This is a genomic window from Methanomassiliicoccus sp. (genome assembly GCA_012719175.1).
Classification (GTDB): domain Archaea; phylum Thermoplasmatota; class Thermoplasmata; order Methanomassiliicoccales; family Methanomassiliicoccaceae; genus UBA6.
On sequence record JAAYAX010000001.1, the window covers coordinates 1 to 16,728 of the forward strand.

The 16,728-nt window shown below is 60.0% G+C and carries 15 protein-coding genes and 1 other annotated feature; of the genes, 10 read left to right on the forward strand and 5 right to left on the reverse strand.

Features of this window, described 5'->3' with window-relative positions:
• The first annotated feature begins 2 nt into the window (after positions 1-2).
• Positions 3-331, forward strand: a sequence feature (possible 23S ribosomal RNA but 16S or 23S rRNA prediction is too short).
• 265 nt (positions 332-596) lie between these two features.
• The gene (locus GXX95_00005) at positions 597-1,601 is read left to right on the forward strand and encodes a hypothetical protein (protein ID NLT36530.1); all 1,005 of its coding nucleotides are present in this window, start codon (positions 597-599) and stop codon (positions 1,599-1,601) included.
• Between the two features lie 71 nt (positions 1,602-1,672).
• Here GXX95_00005 and GXX95_00010 read toward each other — a convergent pair whose 3' ends face one another.
• The 5 genes from GXX95_00010 to GXX95_00030 form a co-directional block, all read right to left on the reverse strand.
• Positions 1,673-2,281 carry a hypothetical protein gene (locus tag GXX95_00010; GenBank protein NLT36531.1) on the reverse strand — a complete coding sequence of 203 codons (609 nt, stop codon included), beginning with the start codon at positions 2,279-2,281 and terminating at the stop codon, positions 1,673-1,675.
• Positions 2,282-2,292: 11 nt separating this feature from the next.
• Positions 2,293-3,393 (reverse strand): DUF763 domain-containing protein, encoded by a 1,101-nt coding sequence (locus tag GXX95_00015; protein ID NLT36532.1) that lies wholly within the window; start codon positions 3,391-3,393, stop codon positions 2,293-2,295.
• Positions 3,394-3,462: 69 nt separating this feature from the next.
• The gene (locus GXX95_00020) at positions 3,463-4,704 is read right to left on the reverse strand and encodes an anaerobic sulfatase maturase (GenBank protein ID NLT36533.1); all 1,242 of its coding nucleotides are present in this window, start codon (positions 4,702-4,704) and stop codon (positions 3,463-3,465) included.
• A gap of 101 nt (positions 4,705-4,805) precedes the next feature.
• Positions 4,806-6,344, reverse strand: a complete 1,539-nt coding sequence (locus tag GXX95_00025) for an arylsulfatase (protein ID NLT36534.1) — start codon at positions 6,342-6,344, stop codon at positions 4,806-4,808.
• A 185-nt stretch (positions 6,345-6,529) separates the two neighbouring features.
• The gene (locus GXX95_00030) at positions 6,530-6,931 is read right to left on the reverse strand and encodes a DUF61 family protein (GenBank protein ID NLT36535.1); all 402 of its coding nucleotides are present in this window, start codon (positions 6,929-6,931) and stop codon (positions 6,530-6,532) included.
• 120 nt (positions 6,932-7,051) lie between these two features.
• Between GXX95_00030 and GXX95_00035 the strand changes: the two genes are divergently transcribed.
• The 9 genes from GXX95_00035 to GXX95_00075 all read left to right on the forward strand — a co-directional run bounded on the left by GXX95_00035 (position 7,052) and on the right by GXX95_00075 (position 16,707).
• Positions 7,052-7,885, forward strand: coding sequence for a hypothetical protein (locus tag GXX95_00035; GenBank protein ID NLT36536.1), 834 nt, complete (start codon positions 7,052-7,054; stop codon positions 7,883-7,885).
• Positions 7,886-7,982: 97 nt separating this feature from the next.
• Positions 7,983-9,263: a nitrogenase cofactor biosynthesis protein NifB gene (nifB, locus tag GXX95_00040; GenBank protein NLT36537.1), complete on the forward strand. Its 1,281-nt coding sequence runs from the start codon at positions 7,983-7,985 to the stop codon at positions 9,261-9,263.
• A gap of 5 nt (positions 9,264-9,268) precedes the next feature.
• Positions 9,269-10,870, forward strand: a complete 1,602-nt coding sequence (locus GXX95_00045; GenBank protein ID NLT36538.1) for an acetolactate synthase large subunit — start codon at positions 9,269-9,271, stop codon at positions 10,868-10,870.
• A gap of 69 nt (positions 10,871-10,939) precedes the next feature.
• Positions 10,940-13,627, forward strand: coding sequence for an alanine--tRNA ligase (locus tag GXX95_00050; protein NLT36539.1), 2,688 nt, complete (start codon positions 10,940-10,942; stop codon positions 13,625-13,627).
• 166 nt (positions 13,628-13,793) lie between these two features.
• Positions 13,794-14,369: a 30S ribosomal protein S13 gene (locus GXX95_00055; protein ID NLT36540.1), complete on the forward strand. Its 576-nt coding sequence runs from the start codon at positions 13,794-13,796 to the stop codon at positions 14,367-14,369.
• A 23-nt stretch (positions 14,370-14,392) separates the two neighbouring features.
• Complete coding sequence (locus GXX95_00060) at positions 14,393-15,088, forward strand: 30S ribosomal protein S4 (GenBank protein ID NLT36541.1); 696 nt, start codon at positions 14,393-14,395, stop codon at positions 15,086-15,088.
• A gap of 2 nt (positions 15,089-15,090) precedes the next feature.
• Positions 15,091-15,474, forward strand: coding sequence for a 30S ribosomal protein S11 (locus GXX95_00065; protein NLT36542.1), 384 nt, complete (start codon positions 15,091-15,093; stop codon positions 15,472-15,474).
• A 10-nt stretch (positions 15,475-15,484) separates the two neighbouring features.
• Positions 15,485-16,324, forward strand: a complete 840-nt coding sequence (locus GXX95_00070; protein ID NLT36543.1) for a DNA-directed RNA polymerase subunit D — start codon at positions 15,485-15,487, stop codon at positions 16,322-16,324.
• 206 nt (positions 16,325-16,530) lie between these two features.
• Positions 16,531-16,707 (forward strand): rubredoxin, encoded by a 177-nt coding sequence (locus GXX95_00075; GenBank protein NLT36544.1) that lies wholly within the window; start codon positions 16,531-16,533, stop codon positions 16,705-16,707.
• Positions 16,708-16,728 lie beyond the last annotated feature (21 nt).

Below are 16,728 nucleotides of genomic sequence, written 5' to 3' on the forward strand. Positions count from 1 at the left end.
GCTGTCGGCTCTCCCTATCCTGGCGGTGCAGCAGCTGCCAAGGGTGGGGTTGTTCGCCCATTAAAAGGGATCGTGAGCTGGGTTTAGACCGTCGTGAGACAGGTTTGTTGCTTTTTGGTGGAAGTGTTTTGATGCCTGACGGGAAGGATCCTTTAGTACGAGAGGAACAGGGATTCGTCGCCTCTAGTTCATCAGTTGTCTGGCAAGGCACTGCTGAGCAGCCACGCGATAAGGGATAAGAGCTGAACGCATCTAAGCTCGAAACTCCCCCGGAAAAGAGGCATCCGAGAACACTCATAAATGATGAGTTTGATAGGACTGGGGTGTAAGTATCAAGGTCCTCCGAGATATTCAGCCCGCAGTTACTAACGTTCGCGCCGCGAAGTGTCGGCTTAACAGTCAAACGAATTGCATATGGTTTACTCTTCCGAATTTATCATTTTATTTCAATTCAGCGTGAGCTGCATATTTTCAAGGTGGATGATTGCATATAGCGTTAGCTCTTCTGCTCCATTTTTATTCGAAGAAAGAATTGAGGCCATGCTCTGCGAACGTTCAGATAAATAATTATCATCGTATCTAGCTATTATCACCCGATGAACGCACCAAGGGGGCTTCTCTTGACGTTGCTCATCATCGCGTTATTCTCGATGACGTTCGCCATGGTCCCACAGGCTGACGACGATGATGCTGTTCCCGATCCTTCTCTGATCTTGGACGGGGAAGAATACAATGACTCCATGGGAATGACCGTGGGGATCTGGATCATCAATACGTATGATTTTGATTATCCCTCGGGGAGGTACGTGTTCGACTTCTTCATTTACTTCCACTGGGCGGATTCCAACATCAGCACGGTCCCCTGGTTCATCATGAACGGCTATCCAACGACGCCGGCGACAAACGAGCTGGTGGAAAAGAAGGAGACCAACGGCACATTTGTCGAGGTCTACCGAGTAAGGGCGATCCTGAGCTACCCGTTGGAAGCGGGTAACCATCCCTTCGAGGAGGTCAGGCTGCCGATCCAGGTGGAGGTGACAACCATCAACAGCTCGGTCCCGCTTCAATGGTTCCCCCCGGAGAGCGGGATCGATTCCGGCTTCAAGGTCCAAGGTTGGAAGCTGACCGGGGTCGAATACTCTGTTGAGCATAAACAATATCCCTATGAGGTCGAGTCCTACCGGGCCAGCATGAACGTCGTAATAGAGCGGGACCTGATAGTGGCCATTCCGCAGCTTCTGGTGCCGCCGATCTTATTCTGCATCGTTTCCGCGTTCTCGTACCTTATGCGCATGGATGATGGCTCGGCGTTCGGGCTGAGGTTCGGGCTGAACACCTCCATGCTCATCTCCGCTGTGCTGTTCACTGTGGCCGTTCAGAACAGCGTTCCCCCGACCTCCACCATCAACTTCTATATGGTGTTCAGCATAGGAGTGTTCATTTTCCTGGCCTCGAACATCATGGTCACTGTTGTGGGCTATGTCGAGTTCAACTACCTGAACCACCCGGAAAGACTGAAGAGCATCAACCGATACGGGATCCTGGCCTCGGGTATAATATCGCTGCTGATCCTGGGGATGGCGATCTATGCGGTGATGTAACGGCTGGCCGTGCTGCCGAGAGACCTGAGCTCGAGAAGCGGCTCCGCCCCGCCTACATGCTCCAGGACCATCTAGGACCGGAGGGGCTGGTCCTCTTCAACTCCGTACCTCTCCTTGATCTGCCGCACCATCTTGTCCAGCTCGTGGTAGTTCCGGCGGCCGAGGTCCAGGACCTTGCCGTTGCTCAGCCGGAGCTTGAGGGTGGTCGGCATATTCTCCACCTTGCCGTCGATGTTCACGTCGATCCGTCGTACGATGAGCGCCTTGATGCTCTCTTTGGGAATGAATCCAGGGAATCCCCGGACCTCTTCCAGGAAGGAGGTATGGACCTCCACCCCCTTGGACCACACCTTTACGGGGTAGCTCATCCTCCGCCCCCGGGGGCTTATTACCTCGGTGACGTAGATCATGAGCACCAGGGCGACCGCGCAGAAGAGGATGTTCACGACATTGGACGCCACCGACAGGTCAGTGGAGGCGATCAGATCGATAAGAAAGACCAGCAGTACGACCTCGGCGACCCGGCCGAGGTTCTCCAATATTCCCCATCTCTTACCTGCCAGGACCTTTCGGGGCTGCAGCTTCTTCGGTATCGTCTCGGTGAACAGCAGTTCGCCCTTGGTCTCGTCGACAGACCTCGTTCCCTTGGCCATCGCCATGGTGAAGTAGAGGAAAATCAAGTACCTTTGCTTTACCTACCGTGGTCCGGCGGTACGAGGGCCCGGAGCCGCTGGACCGCTTCCAGCTTCTCCCTCTTCTTGAGCTTGGCCTCCTCGACCCCCTGCGTCAGGTAATCGATGGCCTGGTCCATGGCCTTCCTGTCCACGGGGTACGGGACGCCGTCCTTTCCGCCAACGGCGAAGGAGAACTTCACAGGATCGTTCCAGCTGGGACCGGCACCGTAGATCAGCTCGCCGGTGAGAGCCAGGGCCCGCACGGCCGAGGGCCCCACGCCTCTGATTGCCAGCAACTCCTCGTAGTTGCTGGGCTGGAACTCGTAAGCGGCGCGAAGTGCTCTCCAGTTCACCGTCCGGGGCATGTCCAGCTTTTTTGGCCTAAGGCCGCACCACTCATCTATGGTGGTCTGCCCCTTAGCGACCCTAAGGATCTCCTTCTCCAACTTGCCCACCCCATCATTGACCAGGTCCACCGCCACCTTGCGGGATTCCAGCGAGAGCGGGGAGGTCATGTCCAAAGTTCCGTCCACTCTGTTGCCCAGGATACAAGTGTGCGGCTCCTCGATGAAGCCGCTGAGGTCCCGGGACGACCACTGGTATCGGCGAGCGTATCCCGCCAGGTCGGACATGCCCTGCTGGATGACCGTCCAGTTCCCCCTATCGTCGAAGGCCAGGGCATGGTGGTATAGCCTATGCCCGTCCTGGATGGCCGCGTTGTCGACCTTGGCGCACATCCTTGATACGTAGACGAGCCGGTCCTGGTGCTCCTCTGAAATATCGTTTAGGTCGGCGTGGAAGGCGATCTCCTCAGGGGTGCGTAGCGAGACCTTGCCCTTGCCGCCGACGACCACGAGGTCCTTCCTTCCCTCCAACGCCTTCTTCAACGCTCCGCAGGTGACCGTGGTCGTGCCCGATGAATGCCAGTCAAAGCCCAGAACGCATGAGAAGGCTTGGAACCAGAAGGGGTCCGCCAGCCGGCGGAGATACTCCTCGCTGCCGCACTCCAGGACCATGACGTCCGATATCGCCCCTGCCAACTTGACAATCCGGTTGAACAGCCAGCGCGGGGCGGTGCCGTTGTGCAAGGGGAGATCGGTTATGCCGGTACGGGACACGCCTATGCCCACGACCGGTCATGCCATAAATATTTCCGAGGGCCGACCGAATCGCATAGAACCTTCGTCTCATGGTACCTTGTTCCAGCCGGGGAGCGGCTGGTCGAGCAACTGCATGACCTCCTGTGCCGGCCGTCCCCTCCGGACCAGGCCGGCCATGAGCCTCATGGTGAAGCTGGTGTGGTGAAAGAAGAGCTTATATCCTTCGCACAGGTAGTTCACGCCCGGGCCCTCGCCACCGGGCGGCAGGATCCGGTTCTTGGGGCATTCCCCACAGCAGGCGAACAGCACTTCGCACTCCATACATCGGCTGGGCAGCCTGGCCTTGTCGAGGCCGAACGACACCTGCTGGGGCGATCCCAGCAGCGACGCCATGTGCACCTCGCCGATATTGCCCAGCCGGTGCTGGGGGTCTACGAAGTGATCGCATGAGTACAGGTCGCCGTTATGCTCCAGGACCGGACCCCCTCCGCAGGTCTCGTTGAACACGCACATGCCCGACGAGCTCATGTTCAGCCAGTTCCTCAAGGTGGCCTCGAAGGTCTGCACGAACAAACGGCCGACATCGCGGCGGACCCACTCATCATAGATCTCCATTAGGAATCGGCCGAAACGATCGGGCTGCACGGACCTCTCGGAGACCCGGGGACCCATGGGATCGGGCGTGCCGTCCTCACCGATCCGCTCGACCACCGGTATGAACTGTATCCAGGTCGCCTTGGCATCGTCACGGAGGAAGCGGTAGACCTCCATGGGGTGGCTGGCATTCGCCCGGTTGACGGTCGTGAGGACATTATGCTCCACCCCATGTTTTTGGAGCAGCCGGAGACCTCTCATCACCGCAGCGAAGGTCGGTCGGTCGGCATTATCGACCCGGTATGTATCGTGCAGTTCCCGTGGCCCGTCGAGGCTGATGCCCACGAGGAAATCATGCTTCTTGAAGAAGGCCGCCCAGTCATCGTCCAACATCGTGCCGTTGGTCTGGATGGTGTGGGTGACGGTCATTCCCGGCCTCCGGTATCTCTCTACCAGGTCCATGGCGTGACGGTAGAAGTCGAGGCCCATGAGCGTCGGCTCACCCCCCTGCCAGGAAACCTCGACGCGATGACCGCTGTGCGACTCGATGAGCTGCCGGATGTACTGTTCGAGCACCTTGGGGCTCATGGTGGAATCATCGTCAGGATATAACGCCCGCTTTCCAAGGTAATAGCAATAAGCACAGTTGAGGTTGCAGGCCGCGCCGGTCGGCTTGGCGAGCAGGTGGAACGCGGGCAGAGACGCCTCCGGAGGACCCTGGGGAGGATGGGGCATCTTCATTGTTATGGCCTCGGCGCCCACTTAAGGCGTGCGGTCATCTGTACCCTTCTCGTTGCGAGGTTGATCATGATGGCTTCCCGCTTCGCGCGCTACCGCTAGTCTTTGCTCAGCCCCGCTTCCATCTTCTCCATTATCTGTTCCACCGTGAACGAGGCGGGCCTCATCCGCGGGGGGAACTCCTTGAACGTCTCCAGGAACTGGGCGACCAGGAACTGGGCTGCGTACAGGATATACGCACGGTCGATCATCCAGTCGAAGTAGGTGTTCGAGGTGGTGTCGGCGCGCTCGAACGGGTCGGTGCGCAGGTTGAAGAACTTGGGAATCCTCAGGAAGGTGAACGGCTCCGCCCACACTGCCAACGTCCCCTGTTTGCGCTGCTCGGCGAAGACGATCTTCCAATTGTCATACCTCAGGCCGACCAGGTCCCCGTCATCTGAGAAGTAGATGACGCCTGGTCGGGGTCCCTTCTCGTCCTGGCCGGTCAGATATGGAATTAGGTTGTAGCCGTCGATATGGACCTTGAAGAGCCTGTCCCCGATGTGGTGCCCGCTCTTCAGCTTCTCGGTGATGCTCGGATCTCCGGCCGCCCCCAGCAGGGTAGGCAGCCAATCGGTGTGGCTGATGATATCGTTGGATACCGTGCCCGCCTTGATCTTGCCGGGCCAGCGGATCATCTCCGGCACCCGGAACGCGCCCTCCCAGTTGGAGTTCTTCTCGTTGCGGAAGGGCGTCATGGCGCTGTCAGGCCACGAGTTCATGTGCGGACCGTTGTCGGTGGAGTATATCACGATCGTATCATCGGCGATGCCCAGCTCGTCCAGAAGGTCCAACATCTGGCCCACGTGCTTGTCGTGCTCGACCATGGTATCGTGGTATGCGGACTGCCACCTCCCGGCCTGGCCCCGGATCTCCGCCGGCGGACGGACGCGGAAGTGCATCCAGGTGGTGTTGAGCCAGACGAAGAACGGGAGACCTTGGGAATGTGCGCGCTTGATGAAGTCTTGGGCCGCGGCGACGAACTCGCCGTCACAGGTCTCCATCCGCTTCTTGCTCAGCGGGCCGGTGTCCTCTATCCTCTGTCTACCGATCCGACCCCATCGAGGCTCCTCAGTGGGATCGTCCTCCTCGGTGGCCCAGGAGTGGATGACCCCACGTGGACCGAACAGTTCGCGGAAGTGAGGGAAGTCGTCCTGCGGGGGATAGTCCTCGTGCTCCGGCTCCTCCTCGGCGTTGAGGTGGTAGAGGTTGCCGAAGAACTCGTCGAACCCGTGGACGGTGGGAAGGTACTTGTTCTTGTCACCGAGGTGGTTCTTGCCGAACTGACCCGTGACATACCCCAGGGGTTTGAGCAGCTCGGCAATGGTGACATCCTCCTCCTGGAGGCCGATGTCGGCACCGGGCATGCCGACCTTCGTCAGCCCGGTCCGGAAGGGGTTCTGCCCGGTGATGAACGCCGACCGGCCGGCAGTGCAGCTTTGCTGGCCATAAGAATCGGTGAACCGCATCCCCTCTTCGGCAATGCGGTCGATGTTCGGTGTACGATAGCCCATCAGGCCATCGCTGTAGCAGCTCAGATTGGTGATCCCTATATCATCTCCCCAGATAACCAGGATGTTCGGCTTTCCGTCGGGCATGGTCCGTTCCCTCGCTCCGTATTTGCTTTCCAGTTGAGAGTATTTGATAGTTATCTCGGCACATCGAGCTTGGACAGGGTCACGACCGTCGATGGGCTTGAGAACATCGACCTCACTAACTATGAGGCGAGGGGGCGATCGTTCTCGGCATCTCGCTCCTACGGTGGTCTGCGGGCGCCGTCCGCTCACGGGGAGAACAGGGTGGTGGTGGCCGTGGGCAGCACGCTCCTTAGCTTGCCCACGTGGGGGTTGAACAGCCTCATCTGGTCCGGGAACTCCGGCTCGCGGCCTACCAGCGCGGAGACCACCTTTACTTCCACGCGCCCCATGACCTTCCACGAGCCCCCGTGATCCGACGAGGTGTCGGTCATGATTATGATCGGCAGCTTGAGCTTGTTCCTCTCCATATCGTCGAGCATCCCCGCGAGCAGGTCCAGCTCGGCCTTCTTGATGCGGTAGTCCACGCCGTCCTTCCCCTTATAACCGGCCTCCCGCTGTTTCAGCAGGTCTGCCAAAGAGCTGCGCTTGGAAGGGATATGGCGGTTCATCATCTCGAGCATCTTGCGGATCTGGCCTTCTTCCTGCATCCACCCATACTACTGCTGCGGGCCTCTTGAACCTTTTGATTCAACAGTACGAAGGAAGAGAAACGATCTCGTGCGAGGCGGACCGTTAAGTATCTTGGGCCCCAATCCACAAGGGACACCATGAACGATGGCAGCGAGGACCAGGGGGCATCAGAGGATAGGAAGGAGCTGCCCCTGGAGGAACATGCCACTCCGATGAACATTGAGATAGCCAGCGTGGAGGAGAGCGACGACGGGAAGCTGATGGACCTCAGCTTCGATTGCAGGAAGGGCGTGAGGATCAGGGCATACTTCATGGAGCCCCGTGCCCCCGCGCCCTGGCCCGCTGTCCTCATGGTACATCCCGCGCCGGGGGACCGTTCATACTTTCTCGCGGAAGGATGGAGACTTGCACGCGAGGGGATCGCTTCCCTCCTATTGGACGCACCCTGGAGCGATCCGGCATGGGGTCCCTCGCTGGCCGCTCCCGAGGACGCCATCAGGGCGGTGACGGTGAGCTTCCGCAAGGTGCAGAGGGGGATCGAGCTTCTGGCGACGCTCGACGACGTGGACCATGATAGAATGGGATACCTGGGCATGAGCCTGGGAGCGCTTATCGGCGGCATCGTTGTAACCATCGACCACCGGCTGAAGGCCGCGGTGCTGATGTCGGGAGTGGGCAGCTTCACCGACGTGGCCTCGCTGAACGTCCCGGAGATGAGCGGGGAGGCCCTCGATCGCTACCGCAGCATCATGGCGGCCATAGACCCTCAGACCTACATAGGCAAAGCCGCGCCGACCCAGCTACTGTTCCAATATGGAAACCGGGATGTGTTTCCCCGGGAGAAGCTGGTCGCTTTCGCCGAGGCGGGGAGCGAGCCCAAGAAGATCATCGAATACGATGCGGAGCACTACCTCAACGATCAAGCAAGGGATGACGCCATCGCCTGGTTGGTGGATGCGTTAAAGCAATGATGGGACCGGACTCTTCGCGCTGGATGTGCGGCCACTAGAGTGGGCGTTCAGGGGTAGCGGTTATAATCGTTTAGTTCCATAGATGGGGGGAAGTGAGATGACCAAGGAGATCAAGCCCGAGCTCGAGGCGATGCTGGAGACACACCCCTGCTACAACGAGTGCGCTCACAGGAAGTTCGCCCGGATGCACCTGCCCATCGCCCCCAAGTGCAACATCCAGTGCAACTTCTGCAACCGCAAGTACGATTGCACCAACGAGAGCCGGCCGGGGGTGACCTCAGATATACTGACGCCAGAGGAGGCGGTGGAGAAGATCCGCTACGTGCGCACCAAGGTCCCCTACCTATCGGTCATCGGCATTGCCGGTCCTGGAGATCCATTAGCTAACGAGGAGACGTTCCGCACCCTCGAGCTGGTGGGTAAGGAGTTCCCTGACCTCACACTGTGCCTCAGCACCAACGGGCTGAACCTGCCGCAGAGCGTCGATCGCCTCAAGGCGCTGAACGTGAGGTTCATAACCGTCACCATGAACGCCATAGATCCTGAGGTCGGCGCCAAGGTATACGACTTCGTCCACTACGAGGGAAGGAACTACCGGGGCATGGAGGCGGCCGCCATCCTCCTCCGGAACCAGCAGGAAGGGATAAGAAGGGCGGCGGAGGCGGGAATGCTAGTTAAAGTGAACTCGGTGCTCATACCGGGCATCAACGCCGACCATCTACCCGCGGTGGCGAAGAGGGCCAAGGAGCTGGGGGCGTACATTATCAACATCCTACCGCTGATACCGGTCCCCGGAACCAAGTTCGAGAACCTCTCCGCGCCCACGGCCAAGCAGCGCCGGGAGCTGCAGGACCTGTGCGAAGTGGATATCAGACAGATGCGCCACTGCCGCCAGTGCCGCGCCGATGCCATCGGGCTCCTGGGCGAGGACCGTTCGGCGGAGTTCGCCCACTTCACCTGCGCCGCCCGGGCCAAGGGGGAGGAGGTCAACGTCCCGCTGGAGCTGGAGGGAAGCACCAAGTACCGCATCGCCGTGGCCACCTCCGACGGGACATCGGTCGACCAGCACTATGGCCACGCCGAGAGGTTTCGCATCTACGAGGTGGAGGCGGGCAGGATCGACGATGCCGGGAGCGTGGACATGAGCGGCCAGCAGGATGTCCCGCTGTTCGGTCCGGACCATCGCCAGAAGATGGTGACCACGGCCGAGAGGCTGCGGGGCATGGACGCAGTGATCTCCCTCCAGTACGGGGATCCCGCCATCGGCGAGCTGCGCCAGAGGGGCATAATTCCTATAGAGGACCACGGTGATGTCCACCAGGCACTACGCCGGGCCGCGGACTCCATCTACAAGGAGAGGGCCGCGACCTTCGGGTGATGACCATGAAAAGTTCGGACGTTCTGGTAAAGTGCCTCCAGGCCGAGGGCGTGGAGCGGATCTTCGGGATACCGGGAGAGGAGAACCTCGACCTCATGGACTCGCTGATAGGTTCGGGCATTGAGTTCGTGCTCACGCGCCACGAGAGCAGCGCGGCGTTCATGGCGGGGATGGTTGGCCGTCTCACCGGCCGCCCCGGCGTCTGCCTCACCACCCTGGGCCCGGGCGCGGCCAACATGGCCATTGGCGTTATGGAAGCGTACCTTGGTTACTATCCCCTGGTGGCAATGAGCGGCCAGTTGCCGGCGGACTGCCAGCGCTACCCCCGGAAGCAGTATGTGGACCTCCGTTCGATGTTCAAGCCCATCACCAAGGAGTGCATCTCGGTGCGCTCCGGCGATGATGTGCCGCATCTGACGCGGAGGGCCTTCGCCCTGGCCGCGGAGGAGCGTCCGGGTCCGGTGTTCTTTGAGCTCCCCCAGGACGTGATGGGCCAGAGCGCTGAGGGAGCGCCTCGGGAGATCGTTCCGCGCGACGCCGTGGAGGTGCCGCCGGAGGCTCTGGCGATGGTGCGCGAGCTACTTTCCTCGGCCCAGCGTCCAGTGGTGCTCTCGGGCGCGGGCGTGGTGCGCGGCGGTGCAGGAGAAGCGTTGCGCCGGTTCGCTGAGGTATGGAACCTGCCGGTGGCCATGACCTGGCTGGGTGCGGGGACCATGCCGTTCGATCATCCTCTGAGCCTGGGAACCGTCGGCCTGAGGCGGGCGGACATGATGAGGGCGGCCTTCGAGGCCGCAGACCTCGTCGTCCTCGTGGGCTTCGACCTGATGGAGTTCGAGCCACAGTACTGGAACTTCGGTACCGCGAAGAGGGTGGCGTACATCGCTGCCGCCCCTTGCGACATCGTGCCGGGCTTCGCCCCTGACGTCCAGGTGATAGGGGACCTGTCCACCTCTTTGCGCTCCCTGGCCAACGCCGGCCGTCCGGGGGCCGCATGGACGAAGGAGCTGAAGGAATCGTTAGTGAGCATGTTGAACACCGTTCCGGAGGAGAACCACGGGGTGAAACCGCAGACCATCGTCCGGTGCGTTAGGGACGCGCTCGGCCGCGAGGACATCGTGGTCTCGGACGTGGGAGCGCACCTCATCTGGATGGCACAGCGGTACCCGGTGTACAGGGAGAACACGCTGCTGATGAGCAACGGCCTCTTCCCCATGGGCGTTGGCGTCCCCTGGGCCATCGCCACCAAGCTGACGTTCCCGGCGTGCAAGGTCGTGGCGTCGGTCGGAGACGGCAGCTTCGCTATGACAGGCATGGAGCTGGAGACCGCCAAGCGTCTGGACACACCGTTCATCACGCTGGTGTGGAACGACCGGAGCCTGGAGCTAATAAGGATAAAGCAGGAGAAGACCTTCGGACGAGCGGTAGGCACCTCGTTCGACAACCCGGACCTTGTCAAGTACGCCGAGTCGCTAGGGATCGAGGGTCGCCGAGTGTCCTCCGAGGCGGAGCTGCGGGAGACCTTGACCGAGTTCCTGCGGGACGATGTGCTGGCGGTCATCGACGTGGCGGTGGACAGCGGAGAGAACGCCGGGCTCAGTCCTAAGTGATCGTACAATAAGTTGAGCGAGTAAGAAATATCCAAAAGGTTAATACAAAAGCTAACCTACCCGACCAGCATGTCATCCGAGTTCGATCTCGCTTTCTTTCGAGATAATGATTTCCACCGTCAAGTCTGCCCCAAATGCGGACGGGCTTTTTGGAGCCAAGGCCTCCATCCCAGCTGCGGGGAGTCCCCCTGCGAAGAGTATTCGTTCATCAATAATTCACCTATAAAGCGTCCCTATTCTAACCACGAGATGCGCGAGGAGTACCTCAGCTTTTTCGAGGAGAACGGGCACGGCCGTGTACGACGTTATCCCATCGTCGCGAGGTGGAGGGATGATGTCTTCTTCACCCAAGCCAGCATCTATGATTTTCAGCCCTGGGTGCTAAACGGGGTGGTCGAACCCCCCGCGAACCCGCTGACCATCTCTCAGACCTGCGTGCGCTTCAACGATATCGATAACGTCGGCAGGACCGGCAGGCACTACACCTTCTTTGAGATGCTGGCCCACCACGCGTTCAACAAGCCAGGCAAGAATATATATTTCAAGGACCGGACGGTGGAGCTATGCCATCGCTTCTACACTGAGCGCCTTGGTGTCGATCCGGTCAGGATGCGCTACATCGAGGAATGGTGGGAGGGCGGCGGCAACTCCGGCCCCTGCGTGGAGGTAATACTCGAAGGAGTGGAACTGGCTACCCTGGTCTTCATGCAGTACCGGGAGACGCCACAAGGACGAATCCCTATGGACATGACCGTCGTGGACACTGGCTACGGCCTGGAGCGTGCGACGTGGATATCCCAGGGGACGCCGTCGGCGTACGAGGCAGTGTTCGGCCCGGTGGTACAGCATATCCAGGAGGAGCTTGGGGTGAGTCCCGACCCACTTATACTGACCGAGTATTCCAAGGTCGCCGGGGCCATGAACATGAAGACCGCGGCGGACATACGGAACCTGAGACAGCGCACCGCCGATCGTCTAGGCATTTCTTTCGAGGAGCTGTTGAAGAATGTCGGACCGATGGAGGATATCTACATAATATGCGACCATTCACGTGCGCTGGCTTTCATGCTCAATGACGGGGTCGTCCCCTCGAACGTTCGCGAGGGATACTTCGCCCGCATGCTGGTCCGCCGTGCCCTGCGCTCCATGCGCTCCCTGAACGCGAAATTCACTCTATCCGAGATCGTGGGACGCCAGATCGACTACTTCTCTCCGCACTTCCCCGAGCTGGTCGAGAACAGGGAGGACATCATGAACCTGGTCAAGGTGGAGGAGCAACGCTACTATGAGACCCTGGACCGCGGCCGCTCCATCGTCCAGCGCATGACCAAGGACCTCAAGGGAGCGCCGATCACCATCGACAAGCTCATCGAGCTGTACGATTCTCACGGGCTCAACCCCGAGATCGTCCAGGAGTTCTCCGACGTGCCCGTGGAGATCCCCGACAACTTCTACATGCAGGTTGCCAAGCGGCATGAGGACACCAAGGCGGAGGAGTCGGACGAGCCCAAGGAGGAGGAGTTCCCCCAGGACATGCCCTCGACCAAGATGTCCTACTATGATGACCCGGAGGTCATGGCCTTCGAGGCCCGGGTGTCCGCGGTCATCAACGGGGCGGTGGTCCTGGAGCACACCTACTTCTATCCTGAGGGAGGCGGGCAGGAGCCGGACTATGGCACCATGAACGGCATGGAGGTCGTCAACGTGCAGAAGGTCCGCAACACCATCCTTCACTACCTGAAGGAGAAGCACTCCATATCCGAGGGGGACATCGTCACCTGCGCCATCAACGAGTCGCGCCGCAGACAGCTCATGCGCCACCATACCGCTGCCCACATCATCAACGGCAGCGCCCGAACCATGCTGGGCAACCACATCTGGCAGACCGGGGCCCATAAGAGCGTGGACGAGGCCCGCCTGGACGTGACCCATTTCGAGAACCTCTCCGAGGAACAGCGGGAGCAGCTGGAGAGACGCTGCAACGAGGTGGTTCTGGAGGACCATCCGGTGCACATAAAGTTCATGCCCCGCGATGAGGCCGAGGCCCAGTTCGGCTTCCGCCTGTACCAGGGAGGGGTGGTCCCGGGAAGGATCATCCGGGTGGTGAACACTACCGGCGTGGACGTGGAGGCCTGCGGTGGCCTGCACTGCGACCGCACCTCCCGCGTGGGGCCGATCCGCATCCTGCGCACCAAGCGCATACAGGACGGGGTGGTCCGCATCGAGTACTCGGCCGGCCTGGCCGCGGTCTCGGGCATGCAGTCGGACAAGGCCTGCGTGGACGCCCTGGCGGACAAGCTCAACGTCAACCGGGAAACGGTCCTTCCGGCGGCCATCAAGCTCCTGGGGGACATCAAGGAGGACCGCAAGAGGCTGGAAGCGCTAACCGCCCGCCTCAACGAGAACATGGCCGAGACCCTCCTGGCACAAGCGGTGCCGGTCGATGGCGTCCGGGTAGTGGTCTACCAGGTAGAGGAGGGGGAGGACCCCCAGGCCCTGTCCTTATCGCTCACGTCCAGGCCGGGCGTAGTGGCCGTGCTGGGCATGGCCAGCAAGAGCCCCAAGCTTTTCGTCTCGCGCTCCGCTGACCTCACCTTAGATTGCCGCCCGGTGCTCAAGGACATCATGAAGCTCGTGGGCGGAGGCGGTGGGGGGAAACCGGAGTTCGCCCAGGGAGGGGGCGGCGACCCCTCGAAGCTCCCTGGCGCTCTGGAGAAGGCACCGGAGATCGTTAAGGCGGCACTCTCCCGCAAGTAGGGCCGGACACTCGCCGGGGGGCATTGCTGGAGCCCTTCCAGCATTGCCGCCGGAAGCGTCCCGTCATAGGGAAACGATTAAATAGGGACTTGCGTGTAGGGGAGACGCTCCATTAACTATAATCAGAGAATGGAGATATTCGTTCAATTTCATTGGAGGTAGCTCTTTGGCGCAACCTGAAGGACAGGAAAAACCACAAAAGGCCGAGAAGAAGGAGAAGGCGAAGAAGGAGAAGGCGGAGAAGCCTGTAGAGAAGAAGGTAGATGAGAACTTCCGCTACATCGTCCGCATCATGAACAGCGATATCGATGGCAACAAGTCCATGATGATGGGCATCCAGAATATCAAGGGCGTAGGCCCCAGGGTCGCCGCCGTTGTCGCGAAGAGAACCGGCATCAAGTCCTCCGAAAAAATGGGAAACCTGTCCGAGGCCCAGACCGAGTCCATCGAGAAGGTAATTGCCAGCTACCCAGAGTTCGCTCCGTCGTGGGCCGTCAACAGGCAGAACGATGTGGAGACCGGTGAGGACTTGCACATTTTCGGCCAGGACCTTGATATCGCCAAGAAGGACGACATCAACCGGATGAAGATGATCAGATGTTATAGAGGTGTAAGGCACGAGCAGGGACAGAAGGTTCGTGGTCAGAAGACCCGGTCCAACGGAAGGACTGGCCTTACCATGGGGGTCAGCAGGCAGAAGGCTCAGCAGCCAGGTGCCTCGGCTTCCTCAGACAAGAAGTAAACAACAATTGAGCAGGTGCTAAAATGGGAGATCCGAAGTTCTCTCGGAGGTCTTTCGACGCTCCCTCTCACCCCTGGAGAGGAGAGAGGATCAAGACCGAGACCGAGATATGCAATGCGTTCGGTTTGAAGAGCAAGCGGGAGCTGTGGAAGGCTCAGGCGATCCTCAGGAACCTGAGGAACCAGTCCAAGCAGCTGCAGGCCCGCGTTCGCCTTGACGATGAACAGGCCAAGCTGGAGGCGAGCCTCCTGCTGAAGAAGTGCGGCCGTATGGGCCTTCTGCCCATGGACGGAAGCACCCTCGATGACGTCCTGGGTCTGACCCAGGAGACCGTGCTCAACCGCAGGCTCCAGACCCTGGTGCAGCGGAGGGGGCTGGCCGCCACCTGCAAGCAGGCAAGGCAGCTGATCGTCCACGGCCATGTGGCCATCGACGGACGGAAGGTCACCATACCTGGTTATATCGTGAAGAGGAGCGAGGAGGAGAAGATCGCGTTCAACGCCCTCTCGCCCGTTTCCAACGAATTGCATCCCATCAGGACCGGCGCGCCCAAGGAGAGGCCAGTAGAGGCCCCCGCACCTGTCGTGGAAGAGAAGATCAACCCTCAGCTTGAGAAGGTAGAGAAGGTATTGAAGAAGGTCGCCGCCGACGTGGTCGATGATGAGGGCGCCCCGGCAGATCTCCCTGACCTGCCCGCTACCGAGTCTAAGGAGGAGTGAACATGGGAAAGTGGGGCATCGCGCACATCTACGCTAGCTACAACAACATCATCATCACCTTGACCGACGTCACTGGTGCGGAGACCATCACCAAGGCCACCGGCGGCATGGTGGTCAAAGCGGCCAAGGACGAGTCCTCTCCCTACGCGGCCATGAGGGCTGCGGAGAAGGTCGCAGAGATAGCCAAGGAGAAGGGCATCGAGGGCATCCATGTCAAGGTTCGCGCCCCTGGCGGGAACAAGGCCACCTCCCCCGGTCCCGGTGCTCAGGCTGCCATCAGGGCCCTGGCCCGTGCCGGCATGAAGATCGGCCGCATCGAGGACGTAACCCCTATCCCTCACGACGGGACCAAGAAGAAGGGCGGCAGAAGGGGCCGGAGAGTCTGAGGTTGCATACATGGACCTGAAGATCATCGACCTGGCCGAAAACCATGCTAAGTTCGTAATCTCGGGCATCCGTCCCGACCTGGCGAACGCCCTGCGTCGGGCGCTCATGACCGAGGTCCCCAAGATGGCGATCGAGACCGTCGAGTTCCACCTAGGTCCTATCCGGGACGAGGACGGCAAGGAATGCGAGAGCGTCAGCCCTCTGTTCGATGAGATCATATCTCATCGCCTGGGCCTGATCCCCATTCCCACCGATCCCGACCTGTATGTTTTCAAGGACAAGTGCACCTGCGAGGGCGAGGGTTGCCCCAACTGCACCATCATGTACTCCCTCAACAAGAAGGGGCCATGCGACGTGTACTCCGGCGACCTGGAGCCGCTGGGCAGCCAGGAGCTGCGAGTGAAGGACGAGCTGATCCCCATAGTGAAGCTGGGGCCCAAGCAGGCCTTGCTCATCTATGCCTCGGCCGAGCTGGGAACCGCCAAGCGCCATGCCAAGTGGCAGGTCACCTCCGGGTGCGGCTACCGCTACTACCCCACCGTGACCATCGATGCCAGCAAGTGTAACGTTTCCGCCGACTGCGTCAAGGTCTGCCCCCGAGGGGTCCTGGAAAAGCAGGACGGAAAGGTCGCGGTCGTGAACTTGGAGGCGTGCATACTTTGCGGCGCCTGCGTGGATGCGTGCATCAAGAACGCCATCACTATAAGCGGCGATGATTCCAAGTTCATCTTCGAGTTCGAAACCGACGGTTCCATGTCCTCGCGTGACACCCTCCGCAAGGCCCTCGAGGTCCTAGAGAAGGAGTTCGATGACTTCCGGGAAGACGTCGGTAGCCTTATCGAAGGCTGAACCTCTTTTCTAATTCTTTTATATATTATTTATTTGCACAATAAACGGCTCTGTTGCCTTGATCCATGCATTGCTGTCCAATTATATAGCCAGCTTGTGCACGATAAAGACCATCTTCGGCCCCTAGTATAATTCATGGACAATTTAGATATATGTTGAAAGAAATCAATAATCACCTAGAACAACAGGGAGGATAAAAGATGGAAATGGACAAGTACGTTTGCCCGATCTGTGGATATGTATACGACCCGGAGCAGGGAGACCCCGAGCACGGGATCGCCCCCGGAACCGCCTTCGAGGACCTGCCCGAGGATTGGGTCTGCCCATACTGCAACACCCCCGCGAGCAGCATGATGAGCTTCGCCTCGGTCATGGGCGGCTGAACGTTTACACATCGGTCCACC

What these genes read in the sequence shown, in the direction of transcription:
- GXX95_00005 (NLT36530.1), top strand. Translation starts at nt 597, where the DNA reads ATGAACGCACCAAGGGGGCTTCTCTTGACGTTGCTCATCATCGCGTTA.
- GXX95_00020 (NLT36533.1), bottom strand. Translation starts at nt 4,704, where the DNA reads ATGCCCCATCCTCCCCAGGGTCCTCCGGAGGCGTCTCTGCCCGCGTTC.
- GXX95_00025 (NLT36534.1), bottom strand. Translation starts at nt 6,344, where the DNA reads ATGCCCGACGGAAAGCCGAACATCCTGGTTATCTGGGGAGATGATATA.
- GXX95_00030 (NLT36535.1), bottom strand. Translation starts at nt 6,931, where the DNA reads ATGCAGGAAGAAGGCCAGATCCGCAAGATGCTCGAGATGATGAACCGC.
- GXX95_00035 (NLT36536.1), top strand. Translation starts at nt 7,052, where the DNA reads ATGAACGATGGCAGCGAGGACCAGGGGGCATCAGAGGATAGGAAGGAG.
- nifB (NLT36537.1), top strand. Translation starts at nt 7,983, where the DNA reads ATGACCAAGGAGATCAAGCCCGAGCTCGAGGCGATGCTGGAGACACAC.
- GXX95_00045 (NLT36538.1), top strand. Translation starts at nt 9,269, where the DNA reads ATGAAAAGTTCGGACGTTCTGGTAAAGTGCCTCCAGGCCGAGGGCGTG.
- GXX95_00050 (NLT36539.1), top strand. Translation starts at nt 10,940, where the DNA reads ATGTCATCCGAGTTCGATCTCGCTTTCTTTCGAGATAATGATTTCCAC.
- GXX95_00060 (NLT36541.1), top strand. Translation starts at nt 14,393, where the DNA reads ATGGGAGATCCGAAGTTCTCTCGGAGGTCTTTCGACGCTCCCTCTCAC.
- GXX95_00065 (NLT36542.1), top strand. Translation starts at nt 15,091, where the DNA reads ATGGGAAAGTGGGGCATCGCGCACATCTACGCTAGCTACAACAACATC.
- GXX95_00070 (NLT36543.1), top strand. Translation starts at nt 15,485, where the DNA reads ATGGACCTGAAGATCATCGACCTGGCCGAAAACCATGCTAAGTTCGTA.
- GXX95_00075 (NLT36544.1), top strand. Translation starts at nt 16,531, where the DNA reads ATGGACAAGTACGTTTGCCCGATCTGTGGATATGTATACGACCCGGAG.